General features: G+C 42.7%; 17 protein-coding genes. 6 read left to right on the top strand and 11 right to left on the bottom strand.

Features of this window, described 5'->3' with window-relative positions; genetic code table 11:
- Positions 1–59: 59 nt before the first annotated feature.
- From WKU26_RS04405 to WKU26_RS04365, 9 genes are all read right to left on the bottom strand, one after another.
- Positions 60–779 (bottom strand): OmpA family protein, encoded by a 720-nt coding sequence (locus WKU26_RS04405; protein WP_340321040.1) that lies wholly within the window; start codon positions 777–779, stop codon positions 60–62.
- A 91-nt stretch (positions 780–870) separates the two neighbouring features.
- On the bottom strand, positions 871–1,647 hold the full coding sequence (locus WKU26_RS04400; protein ID WP_340321039.1) for a metal ABC transporter ATP-binding protein: 777 nt from the start codon (positions 1,645–1,647) through the stop codon (positions 871–873).
- 16 nt (positions 1,648–1,663) lie between these two features.
- Positions 1,664–2,524, bottom strand: coding sequence for a metal ABC transporter solute-binding protein, Zn/Mn family (locus WKU26_RS04395; RefSeq protein WP_445323211.1), 861 nt, complete (start codon positions 2,522–2,524; stop codon positions 1,664–1,666).
- Between the two features lie 96 nt (positions 2,525–2,620).
- Positions 2,621–3,274, bottom strand: coding sequence for a tRNA (5-methylaminomethyl-2-thiouridine)(34)-methyltransferase MnmD (gene mnmD / locus WKU26_RS04390; protein WP_340321057.1), 654 nt, complete (start codon positions 3,272–3,274; stop codon positions 2,621–2,623).
- Positions 3,275–3,304: 30 nt separating this feature from the next.
- Positions 3,305–3,772 (bottom strand): YqaA family protein, encoded by a 468-nt coding sequence (locus WKU26_RS04385; RefSeq protein WP_340321038.1) that lies wholly within the window; start codon positions 3,770–3,772, stop codon positions 3,305–3,307.
- Complete coding sequence (locus WKU26_RS04380) at positions 3,748–4,686, bottom strand: hypothetical protein (protein ID WP_340321037.1); 939 nt, start codon at positions 4,684–4,686, stop codon at positions 3,748–3,750. Before WKU26_RS04380 ends, WKU26_RS04385 begins: the two co-directional genes overlap by 25 nt.
- Positions 4,686–5,960: a phosphoribosylamine--glycine ligase gene (gene purD, locus WKU26_RS04375; protein ID WP_340321036.1), complete on the bottom strand. Its 1,275-nt coding sequence runs from the start codon at positions 5,958–5,960 to the stop codon at positions 4,686–4,688. The genes WKU26_RS04380 and purD overlap by 1 nt, the downstream gene beginning before the upstream one ends.
- Before the next feature lie 19 nt (positions 5,961–5,979).
- On the bottom strand, positions 5,980–8,205 hold the full coding sequence (locus WKU26_RS04370) for a DPP IV N-terminal domain-containing protein (RefSeq protein ID WP_445323210.1): 2,226 nt from the start codon (positions 8,203–8,205) through the stop codon (positions 5,980–5,982).
- A gap of 57 nt (positions 8,206–8,262) precedes the next feature.
- Positions 8,263–9,639, bottom strand: a complete 1,377-nt coding sequence (locus WKU26_RS04365) for a THUMP domain-containing class I SAM-dependent RNA methyltransferase (RefSeq protein WP_340321034.1) — start codon at positions 9,637–9,639, stop codon at positions 8,263–8,265.
- A gap of 121 nt (positions 9,640–9,760) precedes the next feature.
- Between WKU26_RS04365 and WKU26_RS04360 the strand changes: the two genes are divergently transcribed.
- The 5 genes from WKU26_RS04360 (at position 9,761) to WKU26_RS04340 (ending at position 17,526) form a co-directional block, all read left to right on the top strand.
- The gene (locus WKU26_RS04360; protein ID WP_340321033.1) at positions 9,761–9,991 is read left to right on the top strand and encodes a hypothetical protein; all 231 of its coding nucleotides are present in this window, start codon (positions 9,761–9,763) and stop codon (positions 9,989–9,991) included.
- A 425-nt stretch (positions 9,992–10,416) separates the two neighbouring features.
- Positions 10,417–13,503 carry a SusC/RagA family TonB-linked outer membrane protein gene (locus WKU26_RS04355; RefSeq protein ID WP_445323209.1) on the top strand — a complete coding sequence of 1,029 codons (3,087 nt, stop codon included), beginning with the start codon at positions 10,417–10,419 and terminating at the stop codon, positions 13,501–13,503.
- 19 nt (positions 13,504–13,522) lie between these two features.
- Positions 13,523–15,160 (top strand): SusD/RagB family nutrient-binding outer membrane lipoprotein, encoded by a 1,638-nt coding sequence (locus tag WKU26_RS04350; RefSeq protein WP_340321031.1) that lies wholly within the window; start codon positions 13,523–13,525, stop codon positions 15,158–15,160.
- A gap of 28 nt (positions 15,161–15,188) precedes the next feature.
- Positions 15,189–16,325, top strand: coding sequence for an endo-beta-N-acetylglucosaminidase family protein (locus WKU26_RS04345; protein ID WP_340321030.1), 1,137 nt, complete (start codon positions 15,189–15,191; stop codon positions 16,323–16,325).
- Between the two features lie 13 nt (positions 16,326–16,338).
- Entirely contained in the window at positions 16,339–17,526 is a 1,188-nt protein-coding gene (locus WKU26_RS04340; protein ID WP_340321029.1) for a BT_3987 domain-containing protein, read from the top strand.
- A 118-nt stretch (positions 17,527–17,644) separates the two neighbouring features.
- On the opposite strand, the gene WKU26_RS04335 is transcribed toward WKU26_RS04340, so the two are convergent.
- Both WKU26_RS04335 and WKU26_RS04330 read right to left on the bottom strand, forming a co-directional pair.
- Positions 17,645–18,871 (bottom strand): anaerobic sulfatase-maturation protein, encoded by a 1,227-nt coding sequence (locus WKU26_RS04335; RefSeq protein WP_340321028.1) that lies wholly within the window; start codon positions 18,869–18,871, stop codon positions 17,645–17,647.
- A gap of 44 nt (positions 18,872–18,915) precedes the next feature.
- Complete coding sequence (locus WKU26_RS04330) at positions 18,916–19,821, bottom strand: serine O-acetyltransferase (RefSeq protein WP_340321027.1); 906 nt, start codon at positions 19,819–19,821, stop codon at positions 18,916–18,918.
- Between the two features lie 67 nt (positions 19,822–19,888).
- Between WKU26_RS04330 and WKU26_RS04325 the strand changes: the two genes are divergently transcribed.
- Entirely contained in the window at positions 19,889–20,020 is a 132-nt protein-coding gene (locus WKU26_RS04325; RefSeq protein WP_340321026.1) for a hypothetical protein, read from the top strand.
- The last annotated feature ends 10 nt before the right edge of the window (positions 20,021–20,030 follow it).

Genomic DNA, 20,030 nt, shown 5'->3' with positions numbered 1-20,030 from the left:
AACTGGAATTATCGGTATAAAAAGAAATAGCAGCGGGAGTTCCCGCTGCTATTTCTTTTTTATTTTAATGTGCCGGCTTCTGCCTGCTGAATCATCTGCTGGCTGGCATACATGTATACTTCTACACGGCGGTTTTGACGGCGTCCGGCTTCGGTGCTGTTGTCGCCTACAGGATTGCTTTCGCCCATTCCTTCTACTTTCTTAATCTGTGAAGCAGAAGCACCGCATCCTAAAAGATAGCTGGATACGCTCTGGGCACGTGTCTGGGAGAGTTCCATGTTCTTCTGTGCACTTTGGGCTGCTGTACAGTTCTTCCATCCGGTATTGTCGGTATATCCGTAGATTGCTACGTCCATGTCAGGGTTCTGGTTCATTACATTATTGGCAAACTTGCTTAATGAAGATTTTGCCGAGGTACTGAGGTCGGCACTGCTTGTATTGAATAGAATACCAGAGTCGAATGTAACTTTTACTGCCTGTAAGCCGTTGTTGTCGGTTACCTGTTCTACTTCTGCACCTTGAATTTCTGCGGCCTGCTGGGCTGCCTTATCCATCTTCTTTCCGATTAAGGCTCCTGCGCCTGCACCTACTGCAGCACCTACTGCTGCTCCAATGGCTGCTCCTTTTCCGTGTCCGATTACACCTCCGAGGATGGCTCCCATGGCAGCTCCGCTACCTCCACCAATCATACTTCCTTTGGCTGTATTGTTCAAAGAAGCACATCCACTTAATATTAAACTCGCACTTAAAGCCAGCGCCATACAATTTCTTGCTTTCATAAGTCGTTTCGTTTAGTTTGAAACTGCAAGATAAGCTAATTTAAGTAAACGTCCTAATTTTAAGAGGGTAAAATACGGTTTTAAGGGTTGCTTAACCGTTGTGTGTATGATTATGCGATTTCAATACCCGATGGGGAAGATTGCCGTGACCTACGAGTTCGATGGGGCATCCGAAATGTTCTTCCAGCCATTCTGTCGGTACTTCGGTGTCGGGATGGTAATGCAGGTTACCGTTTACACAGGCAATACTCTTTACGTTTTGCAGCACGGTTCCTATGTCGTGACTGACCAGAATGATGGCACGCTCACGGTTTATTTCTTCGAGCAAAGAGTAGAGCTTGGCTTCAAAACGTTTGTCGATGTAGGTATTGGGTTCGTCTAAAATGACGACTTGCGGGTCGGATACCAAAGCCCGGCCTAATAGAGCACGTTGCAATTGTCCGCCGCTTAATTGTCCGATGGCACGTTTCTCCAGTCCTTCCAGTCCCATTTGGGCAATGACGTGCTGCACTTGTTCGTGCTGTTTACGACTGAAAGGGTGTAGGAGTGACTTCTGACGGTTCAGACCGGACAAAACGACTTCGTAGACCGAGATGGGGAATTTCTTGTCGATGGCATTGTATTGAGGGAGATATCCCATGCTGATTTCCGGTACTTCTGTTCCGTTTCGAAAGAAGCGGATTTGTCCCGAAGTGGGAGAGAGAAGTCCTAATATTACTTTTATCAGAGTGGTCTTTCCACCTCCGTTGGGGCCGATAACGCCTAAGAAATCTTGTTCGTATACGGTGAGGTCGATATGATCGAGTACGGTTTTCCGGTCGTAGCCGGCCGAAATATCGCTTAGTTGTATCAAAGGTGTTTTTTCCATGCGTGTACAAATGCGTTTAGGGTTGCTGTAAGGCACGTGCCACATTTTTCATTTCTTCATCCCAGTGGTAACTCAGTGGATTGATAGGGACAATCTGCAATTGGGCTTCCTTGGCAATGAGTTCGGCATTACGGGTATCGAATTCTTGCTGTACGAAGATGATACGGGCTTTTTTATGTCCGCTTTGTTCGATGAGTGCTTTCAGATGAGCCGGAGAGGGTTCTTTCCCTCCTTCCTCAATACTGATTTGAGTCAGTCCGTAATCGCGGGCAAAGTACGACAGTGCCGGATGATAAATCAGGAAGGTACTGTCTGCCTGGGTCAGGTAATTGCGTACTTCATGTTCGGTATTATCTATGATAAGATTCAGACTATCCAGTCGGTTCCGGTAGTAGTCTGTATGAATAGAATCCAGTTGACAGAGGGTTTGACAGATGTTTTGTGCAATCAGGCGGGCATTGCGGCAAGAATTCCAGATATGAGGTTCAATTCCTCCTTCGTGAATGTGGTCGCCGTGTACTTTGGGTTCTTCACGTATCAGGTCGATACCTGTAGACATATCGAAGAAAGGCAGTTCGGGAGAATTGCCTTGCAGTTTATCTATCCAGTTTTGTTCGAACCCGATGTAGCCGATGCGGAGATAGGCGGTACTTTGTGAGAGTGCAACCATCTGCTGGGGAGTGGGATCGTAGGTCTCGGGGCTGCTGCCGTCAGGAACCATACTTACTACCTTGAAGTGTTCACCGGCTATTGCTTCGGTGAAGTAACGAAGGGGTTCCAATGTGACGGTCAGTATAGGGCGCTCTCCGGCTTGTGGCTGTCTGTGACACGACATCAGGAGGAGCATGCTGATGAACAGAATGGTATATTGTTTCATAAAAAGTAAATCTTTGTGTGAAGAACAAAGATACAACAAATAAAGGAAATCACCGGAAAGTGATTTCCTTTATTTATCGTAATCTTCCCGAACAGCTTATCGGGTAGCACGAAGTATTTCACGTTTTCCTCCCGGAGGACCAGGCAGACGCTCTATAGTATAGCCTGCGCTTTGAAGCATGCGGCGTACGGAACCTTTGGCACAATAGGTAGTCAGTACACCTCCCGAGGCTGTGATGCGATATAAACTTTCGAAGAGGGAAGGATGCCACATCTCCGGCTGTTTGTCGGGAGCAAAAGCATCGAAATAAATGACATCGTATGCTCCTGTAAATGGGAACTGGGTGAAATCGCCTTGTATCTTGTGGAGGGTAAACCATGGGGTTATGGATACCGGTTTATTCCATTCGGCACGATGCAAGGCTTCATACTCTGCAGCACGGGAAGGAGCAATCTGTTCGGGATATCCGAGCAACTGCAAGGTTTCTTCCGGTACCGGATAGAGTTCGATGGTGGTGAAACAGACCGGACGATGGGTACGTTCTGCTTCGAGTAAGGTAAGGAAGGCATTCAGACCGGTACCAAAACCTATCTCAAGTACACGGGGAGCCGGTACTGTGACATGTTGTAAGCCCATCTGAATAAAGATATGTTCCGACTCGGTGCGTGCGCCTTTTACGGAGTGGTAATGTTCGTCCATTTCCGGAACGAATAGTGTATAGCTTCCGTCTGCAGTTTGTTCGGGTTGTATCATGGGGGATATGTTTTAAAGTTTGGATTGTTAAAAGTGAAAGAACTTGAATGCTCCGATGGTGGCTGCTACCAGTAAAGCATAACGTGCCAGCTTACCGAAAGTCATTGAGAGAGCCACGATGTATAAATTGGCTTTCATCAGTCCTAAAACAATGAGAATGGCATCCCCGATGACAGGGAGGAAAGAGAAAATGGCAATCCACGACCCCCTTCCATGAATAAATCGGGTGGCTTTGTCCAGTTGCTTTTTGTCTACTCTGAAATACTTCTCTATCCATTCCATTTTTCCGAGGTGTCCGATCCAATAGCAGGTAAGACCTCCCAATGCATTGCCGGCTGTAGTGGCTAAAGTAGACCAGATTGGGTCCAGTCCCAGTCCGATGCAGGCCAGCAGTACGGCTTCCGAGCTGAAAGGAAGAATAGTTCCGGCTAAAAAGGCTGAAATAAACATGCCCCAATAGCCCCAGTCTATCATGAATTGAAGAAATGCATCCATATATTGAATATTCCGGCAAAAAGGGTGAGAAGAAGCATACAGAGGAAATAATATCGTGTAAACCTATTGAACAGAAGGGCAAACAAATGTCCGTGCATGATGGCTCCTATCATGATAAGAATAGGAAACAGAGCATTGAAGTGCTGAGGCTGCAAGAGCATGAGAAGCATGACTTCTATTCCGGTAAACCGCAGAGATTGTATCATAATGCGTGTCTGTACCTTATCCTGTCGTGATACCTGAAAATTCTGTATACTGCTTATTACTGCCAACAAGAAAAAGACTCCCCATGAAATACATTGGGAGAGTGTGAGTGTGGAATAGTCGGGTATCCAATCCAAGCCGAGTTGGCGAAAGGGATTCAGGATAAAATCCGGTTCTCCATTGTAAGTGCCGTAGCAAAGCATAAACCAGTAAGGTAAGCTCAAGCCCACAATACCGGCAAAGAAAGTCCGCGAACTGAGAGATCGTAGTCCTATCATGTGCAAGTAAAGGAAGGGAACAAAGAACAGACATGAAGGGAGTATCCAGCTTCCGATACCGATTAACAGAAAGGCATGGAAAATGGAGGATGAATTGTATCTTGATTCATAGCTGCGGAACAGAGAACTGAGCATCCCTGCAAAGAGTAAGGGAAACCAGCTTTCGGCAGAGTATGAATAAAGAAACGGACAAAGAAAAAAAGTAATCAGAAATAGAGCCGGAGGAAGAGTAGAACGGGTGCGTATCAAGGCAAATGTGGTGTTCATCTCTATCATCAGGCCGGTAATCAGTACTCCTATGACTAAAGAGAGCACATGAGTCCAACTCTGACACAGTATTCCGCCTGTGAGCAGAGAGAGAAGAATAGCCACAGGAAGAGTCAGTCTTCCGGTGGCTATTTGATATTGAAGTGTATTTCGTGCAGATATCATTATAAGTCAAATCCGATGTCTGAGCGGAAATATTTCTTTTCGAATGAAATCTTTCCGGCATTGGTAAACGATTGTGCCAATGCTTCGGCTTTGTCTGCTCCGTATGAGCTGACTGCAATGACACGTCCTCCTGATGTTACAATCTGACCGTCTTTTACAGCTGTACCGGCATGGAATACAATGCTTCCTCCAGCTTTTGCTTCTTCGATGCCTGTAATAGGGAATCCTTTTTCGTATGCTTCCGGATAACCACCTGATACAAGCATTACGCATACTGCTGAGCGAGAATCGATTTCAAGAGTCTTTTCATTCAATGTACTGGTTGCTACTCCTTCGAATAAGTCAACGAGGTCGCTCTTGATTCGGAGCATTACACTTTCTGTTTCCGGGTCGCCCATACGTACATTGTATTCAATGACCATCGGTTCACCTTTCACATTAATCAATCCGAAGAAGATGAAGCCTTTGTAGTCGATTCCTTCGGCTGCCAGTCCTTCTACAGTAGGACGGATGATGCGGTCTTCTACTTTCTTCATCCATGCTGCATCTGCAAATGGAACAGGAGATACAGAACCCATACCACCGGTGTTCAGACCTTTGTCGCCTTCGCCGATACGTTTGTAGTCTTTTGCTTCGGGCAAGATTTTGTAGTTCTTTCCGTCGGTCAGAACAAAGACTGAGCATTCAATACCGCTCAAGAACTCCTCGATAACAACTGTAGCTGATGCATTGCCGAACATTCCACCCAACATTTCTTTCAACTCTTTCTTGGCTTCTTCCAAAGTAGGAAGTATCAGTACACCTTTTCCTGCACACAAACCGTCTGCCTTCAGTACGTAAGGTGCTTCCAGAGTTTCAAGGAAAGCAAGGCCTTCTTCTATGTTGTCGGCAGTAATGCTTTTATAACCTGCTGTCGGGATATGATGACGCTGCATGAAACCTTTGGCAAATTCTTTACTTCCTTCGAGTACAGCACCTGCTTTCGACGGGCCGATAACTGGGATGTGTGCCAAAGCTTCATCGTTTTTGAAGAAATCGTATACTCCTTTTACCAATGGATCTTCCGGACCTACCACTACCATGTCGATGTGGTTTTCTACCACAAACTGTTTGATGGCATCAAAATCGTCGGCTTTGATAGCTACGTTTTCGCCTACTTCGCGTGTACCGGCATTTCCGGGTGCAATATATAATTTGTCAATCTTCGGACTCTGAGCTATTTTCCAAGCCAAGGCATGCTCACGTCCACCTGAACCTAAGAGTAAAAGTTTCATTTGTATATCTGTTTTAGAGTTATTTCAGAAAATCGTTAAAGTAGCGTGTAATGTGTTCGTGCAGATGAACACGGTCTCTTCCCATCATGTTGTGTCCGTCTTCCGGATAAACAAAGAAATCGGGATGAGTACCGGCTTCGATGCAGGCACGAAGGAATGTATAACTGTGCTGAGGCACACATACCGGGTCTGTACCTCCGATAATGATTTGCAGACGGCCTTTCAGATTGCCGGCCTTGTTTCGAAGATTGGCTTCTTTATATCCTTCCGGATTTGCCTGTGGAGTATCCATATAACGTTCTCCGTACATTACTTCGTAGAACTGCCAGTCAATCACCGGTCCGCCGGCTACTCCTACCTTGAACAGGTCGGGATAAGTCAGCATCAGATTGGTGGTCATGAAACCTCCGAAGCTCCAGCCGTGTACTCCTATTTTGTTTCCATCTACGTAAGGCAGTGACTGCAGGAACTTGGCACCTTCTACCTGGTCTTTCATTTCTTCAGTACCCAACTGACGGAAAGTACAGTTTTCGAACTTGATACCGCGATTATCGCTTCCTCTGCTATCTACTGTAAGCATTACATAGCCTTGCTGTGCCATATAAAGATCCCATCCGCGTGCATCATAGAAACGGGTGTTGTGAATCATTTGTGCATGTGGGCCACCATATACATAGATGATGGCAGGATATTTCTTGTTCGGGTCAAAGTCTACCGGCTTAATCAGACGATAGTACAAGTCAGTTTCCCCGTCTGCAGCCTTGATGGTTCCGATAGTGATTTCAGGCAGTTTATAGCCTTCAATCATCGGGTCGGTTGCAGTAAACAGTTCAACACCTTTCTTGCCGTTGGTAGGCAGGATGCTTACAATACGGGGTACAGAAGCAGATGTAAAGTTATCGATAACGTAAGTACCGCTGGCAGACAGCTGTGCACGGTGCATACCATCTTCCGCTCCAATGAGTGTACGTTTTCCGTTCTTCACGTTCAGGCTGAAAATATTAGTCTGCAAAGGAGAAATTTCCGTGCTTCCGATGATAATTTCTTTCTTGTCTGTATTGAAGCCCAATACATCCTGTACCAGCCAGTTGCCTTCGGTCAGAGGAGTAGTTTTTCTGTACTCATTGTAAGTACTCTCTCCATCTTTGCCCTGTTGGGTATCTCCATACATTTTAGTCTGAGTATCCATCAGATACAGATGGTTGAAACCATCACGCTGGCTCTGATAGATGAATTTAGACTGATCCCAAGGCAGGAATATCAAAGGGTGCTGAGGTTCTACGTACTTCGGATGTTTTTCTTCGTACAATACTTCCAGCTTCTTTCCACTGGCAGCATCGTAGCTTACCAGTTGTGCATGATTCTGGTCACGGTTCAATTCGATGACATAAACCGTCTTTTCATCGGGCGCCCAACTGATGTTGGTAAAATAACGGTCGGTAGGATCGCCTGCCTGCAGATAAACGGTCTTTTCACTACGCATGTCATATACTCCTACAGTGACTTTGTGACTTGTCATCCCTGCCATTGGATATTTGTCGGGCTCCAATGTGGCAATACGGGTAGAAGTGTTGACTTGCGGATAATCGGTTACCATGGTCTGATCCATGCGGTAGAAAGCCAGATAGTTTCCTTTCGGGCTCCAGAAAGTACCTTTCATGATGCCGAACTCGTTGCGGTGTACACTTTGTCCGTATACGATACTGGGTCCGGATGCGTAGCCGTTTTCGTTGGGGCAGACAGCCAATATCGGATTGATAGGCTTGTTGCCTTTCTGTGGAGCAGAAACATACAAATCGTTTCCTACAGTATAAGCTACGCTGCTATTTTCCTTGCAGAAGTCAAAGTTGGCTGCCCGTTCATTCAAGTTAAGGCAAAGAGTAATCTGCTTAGTTGCAAAGTCATAGCCAATCATGTGGTGATTATGACGGAAAACCACTTCTTTACGGCCGGCATAAGGAAGAGAAGCCGAAGTGAGTGTACGCAAAGGCTTGAACTCTTTTGTTTTTTCGTTTTGCAAAAGAGCCTCGTTGATTTCCTTTAATGTTACCAGCGTGCTTGTTTTTCCGTTTTTTGTATTGACAGACAGAATTTCCTCTACCTCTGTGCGTACACATACATCTCCCCACCATTGGAGACCAGACATGTTCTTTGGAGTCAGGTTGAAATAATTACTTCCTCCGGGAATAACATCTTCCAGTGTATATGCTTTCTTTTCTTGAGCGGTGATTGTGCTTGCTGCCATACACAGTAAGAATATGAATTGAAATAAACGTTTCATTCTTTTGTTTGAATAAATGAGTTATCGTTCCGATCTATTGTCATCGTTTTTTTTACGGCTATGCATATAGCGTGGTGCAGGAGCCTGTTTAGGTCTTCCGTCATCAGTCGAAGGACGTGAAGAGGCATTGCTTCTGCTTCCTTTGAAAGAAGGTTTCCGGCTGTCTTTATAAGTCACCTTTTCACTTCTTCTGCGAGGACGTGCTTCTCTTTCTTCGCGCTTGGGCTTGAACTCCTTGTCGCTGTTTTCGCTGCGGAAAGCTTTGTACTTACCGTCGAACAACTGATACTTACGGAATTGGCATTCCAGTGCTCCGTTGAAAAGAGGTATTTTTACAGAGGGCTTCAAGCCAATCTGGTCGAAACATTCGTCGCGGTAGCTCAAAATCCATGCGTCGTTGCCGCTGAATGCATGTTTCAGACGCTCGCCTATCATTCGGTACAATCCCAGCAAGTCTTCCGAAGAAATACGTTCTCCATAAGGCGGGTTGGTGATGATGATACTCTTTTCCTTTGGTTGTTCGAATTGCTGGAAAGGCTGTATTCTCAGTACTACATCCTTGCTTACTCCAGCAGCCTTTACGTTGTGAATTGCTATTTCGTTAGCCTTTGGATTGTTATCGTATCCATAGATTTTGTGAGTAAATTCACGTTCCTGTGAATCGTCGTTATAGATAGAGTCGAACAACTCCTGGTCGTAGTCTTTCCATTTTTCAAAGCCGAATTCCTTACGGAATACACCCGGAGCGATATTGCGCGCAATCAAGGCAGCTTCGACAGGAATAGTTCCCGAACCGCACATCGGGTCAATCAGGTCGCATTTCCCTCTCCATCCGGTCATCAGAATCATACCGGCAGCCAATACCTCATTCAGAGGTGCTTCTACCTGTTCCTGACGATAGCCGCGGCGGTGCAACGATTCGCCCGAACTGTCTAATGACAGAGTACAGCGGTCTTCTGCCACATGAATATTAATTGATAAATCAGGATTGCTGATGCGTACAGACGGACGGTTTCCTGTTTTTTCGCGGAAGTAGTCAACAATCGCATCTTTTACCTTGTATGCCACAAATTTGGAGTGGCGGAATTCGTTGGAAAAAACAACAGCATCTACAGCAAAGCTGCTCATGTTGTCCAGATACTCTTCCCACGCAATGCTTTTTACTGCATCATACACCTCGTCGGCGGTTTTTGCTGTAAAATGTTTGATAGGTTTCAGGATGCGAATGGCTGTACGAAGATGGAAATTTGCCTTGTACATCATAGCCTTGTCTCCTGTAAAAGAGACCATACGACGTCCGATTTCAATGTTACTTGCTCCTAACTCTGTGAGTTCTTGTGCCAGAACCTCTTCTAATCCTTGGAAGGTTTTAGCGATCAGCTCGAATTCTTGATTCATCTTGATTAAATTACGTAATTTCAATTTGATAATGCAAAAATACGAATTTCCCCTCAGTTAGTCAACTGTTTATTAGTGTTTTTCATTTTGATTTATTGCTATTCGGTAAAATCATAAGAGTGTGAATTTGAAGTACCCCTGTTTGAGGGACGGTTACTTTTCACCGGATTGGATAGAGGCTTTCTTTGCATTGGAATATAGATTGGAAGCAGAGAGAGGTAGTGGTATCATTATCTGTTGCGAAAAGTCACGGGGTGTAATCGGCGACGCTGATTGCCCATCCGGCGGTGTTGGTTGTATAGCCGACGACGTCGGATGTATAGCCAACGCCGTCAATTACAGAAATGTATAGTTCTCATTGAGAAGTTATACTTTAGATTTGTAGCCTATATTTATATTATATAGGTGAAAAGTAATAATTTGTGTTGTGAATCAAATAGATAGTTGTGTTTGAAATTGTGATATAAAATATGTTAAAATGCATTTTGGGCTAAACTTTTTAGGAAATATTTTGTTTGTTTTTATGAATTTATGAAGAACTGTAATCTTTTCTGATTTCTTGAATGCAAGAAAACGGTATGTTTATTGATAAATAGTGAAAAATGTTTATTTATTACCGTTGAAAAGATGTTTTCTCTTTTGTTTGTGTTAAATGTATAAAAAAAACTAACCTTAAAATCTTTTACGCCTATGGATTAATTAAAAAACTTATCCCTCTATCTCATCGTTTAGACTTTTAGTAAAAAGTCGTCTAACTAATATTTTAATACCTTATCTATGAGACTAAGCAAGATTTTACTATTATCATTTCTATTAATATTTTCGAGAGGAAATATTATCTGGGCTTCTTTAGAAAAACTATCAGACTTGAACCAAATTTCTGTGAATGAAGAAAAAGGAGTTGTATTGGTTAAAGGGGTTATAGTCGATTCACAAAACAACCCTTTAATAGGAGTAACTATCCTTGAAAAAGGAACATCTAACGGTACGATTACAGACTTTGACGGGAACTTTACCTTGCAGGTAAAAGAGAATGCTGTTCTGGAACTGTCTTATGTGGGTTATAAGACACAGTCTGTGGCTGCAAAGGAAAATTTAGGAAAAATTGTCATGAGAGAAGATACGGAGGTACTCGATGAAGTTGTAGTTACTGCATTGGGTATCAAACGTTCTGAGAAAGCATTGAGCTATAATGTACAGAAGGTTGACAATGCTTCTCTTACTACTGTAAAAGATGCAAACTTTATCAATAGTTTGAATGGTAAGGTTGCCGGTGTAAATATCCAGCGGAGCTCTTCGGGTGTAGGAGGTGCAACTCGTGTTGTAATGCGCGGTAACAAATCAATCAATGGCGACAATAATGTTTTATACGTAGTAGACGGTGTACCTATTGGAAATAAAAAAGCTTCGGATAATTCGACAGACGGTACCGGCTTTGGCGGCTCGACTTCTGGTGAAGGTATTTCCAGCTTTAATCCGGAAGACATTGAAAGCATTTCTGTGCTGACAGGTCCTTCTGCTGCGGCTTTGTATGGTGCCAGTGCAGCTAATGGTGTGATTATCATTAACACAAAAAAAGGTGCTGAAGGAAAAGCACGTGTCAATGTTTCTTTATCGGCAGAGTTTGCAAATCCTTTCGTAATGCCTAAATTCCAGAATGTATATGGAAATGTAGCAGGAGACTATATGTCTTGGGGCGCACGTCTGGAACAGCCTACCTCTTATGATCCTGCCGATTTCTTCAATACGGGAACAACTTTTACTGAGTCTTTCAATCTTTCTACAGGAACAGAAAAGAACCAGACGTACGTTTCTGGAGCAGCAGTCAATTCAAAAGGTTTGGTTCCTAATAATAAATACCACCGTTATAATTTTATGGTGCGTAACACATCGAAGCTCTTTAATGATAAATTGACTTTAGATTTTTCAGCAAGCTATGTACGCGAGTATTATAACAACATGGTATCGTATGGTACTTACTTCAATCCTATTGTAGGTACTTATCTTTATCCTCGCGGTAGCGATTTCAAGCAGGAAGAATATTTTGAACGTTATAACTCGGAATTAGGATATAATGAACAGTATTGGAGTCCGGGAGATATGGGTATGAGTATCCAGAATCCATATTGGATTGCATATCGTAATCTTCGTCCGGAGACCAGAGACCGTTATATGTTCTCGGTGTTGCTGAAGTACGATATTACAGACTACCTGAATGTAACAGGGCGTTTGCGTATGGATAACACCTATACAGAAAAGGAAGATAAACGTTATGCGTCGACTAATGGTACTTTTGCAAAACCTAAAGGACGCTACAATTATTCAAACGAAACCTATCGTCAGAAATACGCTGATATTATGGTGAATTTTGATAAACAATTTGCTGATATTTATCATGCTACTGTCAACGTAGGTTCTTCATTTGAAGAATATGATACGAAAGGCCGTGGTTGGGGTGGCCAGTTGATGACTGTTCCTAATCTGTTTACTTACGGTAATGTAGATCCAACTACAGGGGTACCCAGTCAGACTGGAGGTAATTTGAGAACACGAAATGCAGCTGTATTTGCTTCGGCTGAGTTGTCCTGGAAATCGGCTTTGTATTTGACTCTTACAGGACGTGCAGACCATCCATCGCAGTTGATTAACGCTGCTGAAGAATGGATATTTTATCCGTCGGTAGGTGTTTCGGCTTTGGTTACAGAGTTGCTGCCCGAATCTACACGCGATGCCATTCGTCCTGTTTTGGGATTTTTTAAAGTAAGAGCTTCTTATACAGAGGTTGGTTCTCCTATTTCGGAAACAGGGTTAACTCCCGGAACGTTGACACACGAAGTAGAAGGAGGAGTTGTAAAACCATTTAAATTCTATCCGGTATCAGACTTACATCCGGAACGTACCCGTTCTTGGGAACTTGGAATTGACTCACGCTGGTTCAACAATACGGTTTCTTTGGGAGTCACTTTATATCAGTCGAATACTTATGACCAGCTGTTGAGAGCTGAACTTTCAAAAGGTTCTGGTTACGATTATATGTATGTACAGGCCGGTAATGTAAGAAACAGAGGTATTGAAATGACATTGGGATACGACCAGACTTTCGGAAACTTTTCTTATAGTACTTCTGTGACTGCTACTGCAAATAGAAATAAGATTATTGAATTGCCTCATAATGTAAAGAACCCTGTTACAGGAGAAAATATCGACTTGAGTGATATTAAAATGGGACGTTTCCGCTTGCGCGAAGGTGGTGAAATCGGAGATGTTTATGCCGATCAGCAAATTAAGCGTGACCAGGATGGATATATAGTATATGTACCAGGAAGTCCGCTTACTACAGAAGCTACCGAGCCTTACAAGCTGGGAAGTGTAAACTCTAAATGGAATTTAGGATGGAGAAATTCATTCAGTTATAAAGGATTTAATTTAGGATTCTTGGTTAATGCTCGTTTGGGAGGTATTGTTATTTCCAAAACACAGGCTACACTGAATCTGTTTGGAGTTTCTCAAGAATCGGCAATGGCGCGTGATTTGGGTTATGTAATGGTGGGTAATGTTCCCGTAAATCCAAGAGACTTTTATCAGACAGTAGCCGATATGGATGCATATCATACATACTCTGCCACAAATGTCCGTTTGCAGGAAGTAAACTTAGGATATACATTCCCGAATAAATGGTTTAAGGGCACACCATTTAATAATGTAAGCTTATCTGTATATGGAACAAACCTGTGGATGATTTATAGTAAGGCACCTTATGATCCGGAACTGACAGCATCAACCGGAACATTTGGACAAGGATATGATTACTTTATGTTGCCCAGCCAACGTACTTATGGTATGAGTTTGAAGTTTGGATTCTAAAAATTAAATCTGATTAATTATGAAATTGAAGAAATATATATTGTCATTAGCTTCACTTGCATTGATAACTTCTTGTGATTATGAAGATATCAATACCAATATATATGGGGTGAGTGATGAAGAGTTGGGAGCATTGCTTTATGGAACCTCATTTATGGATATGCAGCAGAAAGTAATTCCTATCGGTTCTCCTACATTGACTACAGGCCCGGGTAATGATTTGCAAAATACCGATCTTATCTCTTCTGGTACGTATATTGGCTATTTTGGAAATAACAACAACTGGGCTGGTGCGGGTTATCTTGAAGCAAACTGGAATTTTCAGGATAACCGAATGAATTATGCTTATGAGAATTTTTATTCTAAGATGTATCAATCCTGGAATACAATTTATAGCAAGCTGAAAGGATCAGAAGAGCCTGCCGACCAAGAAATTCTTGCATTGGCAAACATTGTGAAGATTGCCGGATGGCTCCGTGCTACTGATGTGTTTGGTCCTATTGTATATACCAATGCCGGAAATGGAGACATTGCTCCTAAATTGGATTCTCAGCAAGTGGTATATAAAACAATGATGGCCGATTTGGCAGATGCTGTAGCTGTTCTTAATAAATCCACATCAAAGGTACTGGGAGATTATGATGTGATTTATAATGGTAATCCGGCCAATTGGGTACGGTTCGCAAACTCGTTGATGTTGCGTATGGCTGTGCGAGTACATTTTGTAGATAATGCATTGGCTCAAGAATACATTACCAAAGCATTGGATGTAAAGAATGGAGGGGTAATTGAAGATGCAAGTCAGGAAGCAAAAATCCAGAACTCTGATAAGATGCCTTTATTAAACTCTATGTTGGCTTCTGTAGATGAATATGGTGAAACGAGAATGGGAGCTACTATCTGGGCTTATTTGACTGGATATAATGATCCGCGTATAGCTGTTTACTTTAAAAAAGGAACTTTTTATGGAGAAGAAAATTATTACGGATTACCACAGGCAAGTTCCTTTGGAAAGCAATGGAATGATAATGCGGCTTCTCCATATTTCGCTTCTAAGCCAAATGTGAATTCAAATTCACCGCTTTATTGGATGCGTGCTTCCGAGGTGCAGTTCCTGAAGGCTGAAGCTTGTTTGTATAATCTGATGGCCGGTGATCCTAAAACTTATTATGAGGCTGGGGTGGAAATGTCGTTTACAGAAAATGGTTTGACGGGTGCAGGTGAGTATTTGTCAAAAGAAACGCTGCCATCTCCATTAGGGTTTGCCAGCTTGAGTCATCATCCGGCTTATACTTCTCCACTTATTACTGGAAATACATCTCCAAAGTGGGATCATTACAGTACTTCCAATCAGAAAGAGGAGCAGTTACAGAAGATTATTACCCAGAAATATCTGGCACTTTATCCGAATGCAGTGGAAGCATGGACCGAATATCGTCGTACAGGTTATCCGTTTATTGGAAAGCCCGAAGACACCAGTGCACCTGCTCGTATCGGAGCTTCTGGCGATTGTTTTGCACCTGAACGTTTCCGCTTTGGCGCAACCGAATACAGTACAAATCCAAATATGAAAGATGTACCGACTTTATTGGGCGGTGAGGATCAAGGTTCAACCAAGTTATGGTGGGTTCGTTCGGACAGACCGTTACAAAAGTAATAGAGTGTAATCTTTAACAGAAAAAATTATGAAGCTATTAAAATATATTGCAATCTGCTTGTCTGTCGTTGCTTTTACAGGCTGCTCAGACTGGACAGACGTGGAAAGAGAAGTGTATGCTAACCAAGAAGGATTGGAGAAATATATAGAATTGATAGATGCTCAGAGTGAGGCCGATTTGACTCCTACTATGCGTGAGTATTATCGTAAGATACGTGAATATCGTAATACTCCTCATGTAAAGGGCTTCGGATGGTTTGGTAACTGGACAGGAAGAGGTTCTAATGCACAGAACTATCTGAAGATGTTGCCAGACAGTGTAGACTTGGTATCTTTATGGGGTTGTAGAGGTAATCTGTCTGAACACCAGAAAGCTGATTTAAAGTTTTTCCAGGAAGTAAAGGGCGGTAAAGCTATGCTTTGTTGGATTGTACAGGATTTGGGAGACCAGATGACGCCTCCGGGTAAAGATGCTTATGAATATTGGGTGACCGAGAAAGGTGGAGGAAGTTTTGAAGAAGGTGTAAAAGCTTATGCCAATGCAATCTGTGATACTATTGAGAAATATAATCTGGATGGTTTTGATATCGACTATGAACCGGGTTATGGTCATAGTGGTACATTGGCAAGGCGTACAGAAATAGGTCCGAATACAAATCAGAACAAGAATATGTATGTATTCATCAAAACAATGAGCGACCGCTTACGTCCTGCCGGAAGACTTTTGGTTATGGACGGACAACCTGATTTGTTGAGTACAGAAACTTCCAAAATGATTGACCATTATATTTATCAGGCATATTGGGAAACATCTACTCAGTCTGTAATAAATAAGATCAATAAGCCTAATCTGGAGAATTGGGAAAGAAAGACAATCATTACGGTTGAATTTGAACAATGCTGGAGAACCGGAGGTATCCATCCGGAGAGCGGTGCTGCAAGCTGGTCTGGACAAAGAACCTATACTTCGATAAGAGGAGAATTTAATGGGTTGTATGGAGCACAGATTTTCGATTATGCAACGCTCGATTTACCAAGTGGTAAGCGTATTGGAGGTATCGGTACATATCATATGGAGTATGACTATGCCAATAATCCTCCTTATAGATGGTTAAGACAGGCGCTATATTTAGGAAATCAGGTTTATCCGGGTAATTATCAGTAAAAAGAATTGAATTATGAAGAAATTTTGGATGATAGGAATTGTCGGCATGCTTACGTTCTTTAGCTGCCAGGACGAACTATATAAAGATGCTACAAAAGAATTTGAGGTAGAGTTGGGTGTGTATATGCCTAACACAGGAGTAATACAGTCTTTTGTAAAAGAACATAATGATGTATTGATTAAGGATTTGCAAGTTAGCTTGACAAAGAAAACAACAGAAGAGGTACGTGTTTCTTTGGTTATAGAAGGACAAGAGGTATTAGACAAATATAATAAGCAGAACGGGACAGATTATATTGTGCTGCCGGAGAATATGTACGAAATGGAAAAGAATATTGTATTGGCTCCCAATGCTGTATCTCAGACTGTTCCAGTTGTATTGAAGAATCTTGAGTTTTCTCCTCAAGGAACATATGCACTTCCTGTAAAGATTCAGGGAGGAAGTACGAATTTAATTCCTGGTGAAACAAGTGCATTGCTTGTTTTTGAACCTATTGTATCGATACCGGTTATGAAGTTTGCCGGCTCTGGTGCAGAAGATGCAGGTATGTTCCCGGATGACTTTAAGGTGGATGTATGGACTTTTGAAATGATGGTCATGCATTCGGTTTATAATAGTAATAACGTAGCTCTTGGAGGTACAAAAGTGGTTTCGGGTTCTAGTACATTGGATGAAATCTATCCTCGTTTTGGTGATGTGACGATTAAATATAATCAGTTCCAATTGAAGACTGCAGGTTCTCAGATAGACGTGCCATTGGAGAAATTTTCAGCTCAACCCAATGAGTGGTATATGATTTCGATGGTATACGATGGAAAGAAAAATTATATCTATGTAAACGGAGAACTGGTGGCTGATCGTGAAATGCGTACTGGTCCTTATGGTCTTACCGGATTCTGGTTGGGCGGACGTAATGAATGGTTGCGTGAAATACGTTTCTGGAAAGTGGCGCGCTCGCAAAAACAGATTAAACAGTCTTTATGGAAATCTGTAAATCCGGATGACGAAGGTTTGCTCTTGTATTATCCGATGAATGGTAAAAAACGCGATTCGGAAACTGGAGAGATTACAGAAAACACTACTAAAATATGGGACTGGAGTAAGAGTCAGAAACACTTGAAAGTACCCAGTGGAGCTGTAATGGATAATAATGGAGGAGAAGGTTATCAGTTCCCGCCACAGGATGTGTTAGGTAAATAAACAGATTAAGTTATTCTAAATAAAAATCGCTATGGTTGCTTCTATAAAGAACAGCATAGCGATTTTTTTATGATGTAATACCATGAAGGTATACGGATATCTTTTGCTTTTGTGGAAATTATAATTCTCCTTTTCTTATTGCTTCCATAATATTAGCTGGTGCCCGCTCTGCCAACAACTCTTTTTTCATAAAGTCCATATAAGGTGCTACATGATCGAAGTACTGATAATAGCCCTTACAAAGGTAGTTAAGCCCCGGTTCTCCGGTAGCGGTTTTACAAAAACGATTCTTAGGGCATTCACCGTTGCAGGCAAACAGATACTGGCATTCTTTACATTGAGAAGGCAGACTGTCGAACTTATTGCGTCCGAACTGCTGCTGCTTGTCGCTGTACATCATTTCTACCAGTGTTTTTGAGTAGATATTTCCCAGTTTGTATTGAGGGAAGACAAAATGGTCGCAAGAGTATACATCGCCATTGAATTCCATGACTCCTGCATGTCCACAAGTTTTGGCTAACGAGCATACTCCGGGCTGTTCGCCTACCCAGTTGGCAAGAGTGGCATCAAATAACTGAATGAAATATTCCCCTACATCGTTTTTTACCCATTCGTCGAAAATGGTGCAAAGGAAATTTCCCCATTGTTCTGGAGTTACAGAGAAGTCGGCCAACTTTTCATTGTCCCCTTCTTCTACAGCGGCCAGATGGCGTCCGTCATCATGACGGAAAATTCGTTCTACGATGGGAGTAAACTGGATGTACCGGCAACCTATTTCCTTGAAAAAGTGGTAGAAGTCGAGTGGATAGTCGGCATTAAAATCGTTGACTACGGCCAGAGCATTCCATTCTACCCGATGTTTGTTCAGCAGATTAATGCCTTGCATTACTTTCATAAACGAAGGTTTTCCTTGCTTGTTTTTACGGTATTCGTCGTGAAATTCCTGAGGACCGTCTATCGAAACACCTACCAGCCAGTTGTTGTCGTGGAAGAAGCGGCACCACTCGTCGTTAAGCAAAGTACCATTTGTCTGAATACAGTTGTCTATCGTACGTCCGCGTGCATATTTGCGCTGCAGTTCCATAACTTTCTGATAGAAAGAAAGCGGGCGCATCAATGTTTCTCCTCCATGCCATGTAAACAGTACCTGAGGCATGGTTTGCGATTCAATATATTCTTTGATAAACTTCTCCAGCAGCTCGTCGCTCATGATATGTTTAGGGTTTTCCTGATAAAGTTTCGACTTTTCCAGGTAATAGCAATAGTCGCAAGCCAGATTGCAAATGGCTCCGACAGGTTTGGTCATGATATAAAGAGGTCGGGCAAAAGGTGCAAATGTGCTCATTGTTTTTTCAGTTCTTACGTTTGTGGGTATTTAGGTTCTTTATCTTACGTTTGCGAGTTTTTCCGTTGTACAATTCGTGCACCGGCAGGGACGTCTTCGGTGACCCAGATATTACCACCAATTGTAGCTCCTTTACCGATAGTAATACGTCCCAGTATGGTTGCATTGGAATATACAATTACATCGTCTTCCAATATCGGATGGCGGGGGATTCCTTTAATAGGATTTCCATTCTCATCGAGGGGAAAACTTTTGGCTCCCAGTGTTACACCCTGATACAGCTTGACGTGATTGCCGATGATACAAGTGGCTCCAATAACCACACCGGTACCATGGTCGATGGTAAAATGGTGTCCGATGCAGGCTCCCGGATGAATGTCTATCCCTGTTTCCGAGTGAGCCATTTCGGTGATGATACGTGGAATCAGTGGAATATTCAGCAAATAAAGTTCGTGAGCAATACGGTAATTGGTAATGGCACGAATGATGGGATAACAGCAAATGATTTCACCGAAGCTGTTGGCTGCCGGATCACCGTAATAAGCGGCCTCTACGTCAGTAGCCAGTATTTGTCTCAGTTCGGGCAACCGACTGATAAACTGAATGGCCAGTTTGGCAGCCGTTTCCCTACAAGGGGTATCAGAGGTAGCCATGCCACTGCTTTCTACACCAAAGCACAATCCTGCTTGAATCTGTTCGGTAAGCAGAGTAAAAAGCTCTTCGACGTCCACACCAATATGGAAGTGAATAGTATGGGTGTGCAGATTAGGGGTTCCGAAGTATCCTGGAAACAGAATGGCACGTGATAATTCGACGATGCGGTAAAGCGACTTTCCGGAAGGCAGAGGGTCTCCATCCTTGTGTTGATGAAACAATCCTCCAAAAGAATTGCTGTCGGATAGTTTATCAACTACTTGCGTCAGAACGTGTGTATAGTCGGGTGTGTTCATAATGCTTCTGTTTAGTAAAAAGCAAAAATAGAAAGAAATATTTTATTTTTGTCGAAAAATATAGATTATGGTAGTAAATAAAAAGAATCCTTTTGCATTTAAGGCTAAACAGCAAGGAAAGAAAAAACTGACAGGAAAACGAATAGGAAAATCGAAGCCTGCCAAGGCCAATAATCAGTTGAACCGGAGAGTGAAGTAAGTTACTTTGA

Source organism: Phocaeicola sp. HCN-40430 (assembly GCF_037890285.1).
Taxonomy (GTDB): Bacteria; Bacteroidota; Bacteroidia; order Bacteroidales; family Bacteroidaceae; genus Phocaeicola; species Phocaeicola acetigenes.
This window is presented reverse-complemented; position numbering and strand designations above follow the sequence as displayed.

Excerpts from the sequence above, each read along its gene's own strand:
- WKU26_RS04405 (WP_340321040.1), bottom strand. The coding sequence starts at position 779 with ATGAAAGCAAGAAATTGTATGGCGCTGGCTTTAAGTGCGAGTTTAATA.
- WKU26_RS04400 (WP_340321039.1), bottom strand. The coding sequence starts at position 1,647 with ATGGAAAAAACACCTTTGATACAACTAAGCGATATTTCGGCCGGCTAC.
- WKU26_RS04395 (WP_445323211.1), bottom strand. The coding sequence starts at position 2,524 with ATGAAACAATATACCATTCTGTTCATCAGCATGCTCCTCCTGATGTCG.
- WKU26_RS04385 (WP_340321038.1), bottom strand. The coding sequence starts at position 3,772 with ATGGATGCATTTCTTCAATTCATGATAGACTGGGGCTATTGGGGCATG.
- WKU26_RS04380 (WP_340321037.1), bottom strand. The coding sequence starts at position 4,686 with ATGATATCTGCACGAAATACACTTCAATATCAAATAGCCACCGGAAGA.
- purD (WP_340321036.1), bottom strand. The coding sequence starts at position 5,960 with ATGAAACTTTTACTCTTAGGTTCAGGTGGACGTGAGCATGCCTTGGCT.
- WKU26_RS04370 (WP_445323210.1), bottom strand. The coding sequence starts at position 8,205 with ATGGCAGCAAGCACAATCACCGCTCAAGAAAAGAAAGCATATACACTG.
- WKU26_RS04365 (WP_340321034.1), bottom strand. The coding sequence starts at position 9,639 with ATGAATCAAGAATTCGAGCTGATCGCTAAAACCTTCCAAGGATTAGAA.
- WKU26_RS04355 (WP_445323209.1), top strand. The coding sequence starts at position 10,417 with ATGAGACTAAGCAAGATTTTACTATTATCATTTCTATTAATATTTTCG.
- WKU26_RS04350 (WP_340321031.1), top strand. The coding sequence starts at position 13,523 with ATGAAATTGAAGAAATATATATTGTCATTAGCTTCACTTGCATTGATA.
- WKU26_RS04345 (WP_340321030.1), top strand. The coding sequence starts at position 15,189 with ATGAAGCTATTAAAATATATTGCAATCTGCTTGTCTGTCGTTGCTTTT.
- WKU26_RS04340 (WP_340321029.1), top strand. The coding sequence starts at position 16,339 with ATGAAGAAATTTTGGATGATAGGAATTGTCGGCATGCTTACGTTCTTT.
- WKU26_RS04335 (WP_340321028.1), bottom strand. The coding sequence starts at position 18,871 with ATGAGCACATTTGCACCTTTTGCCCGACCTCTTTATATCATGACCAAA.
- WKU26_RS04330 (WP_340321027.1), bottom strand. The coding sequence starts at position 19,821 with ATGAACACACCCGACTATACACACGTTCTGACGCAAGTAGTTGATAAA.
- WKU26_RS04325 (WP_340321026.1), top strand. The coding sequence starts at position 19,889 with ATGGTAGTAAATAAAAAGAATCCTTTTGCATTTAAGGCTAAACAGCAA.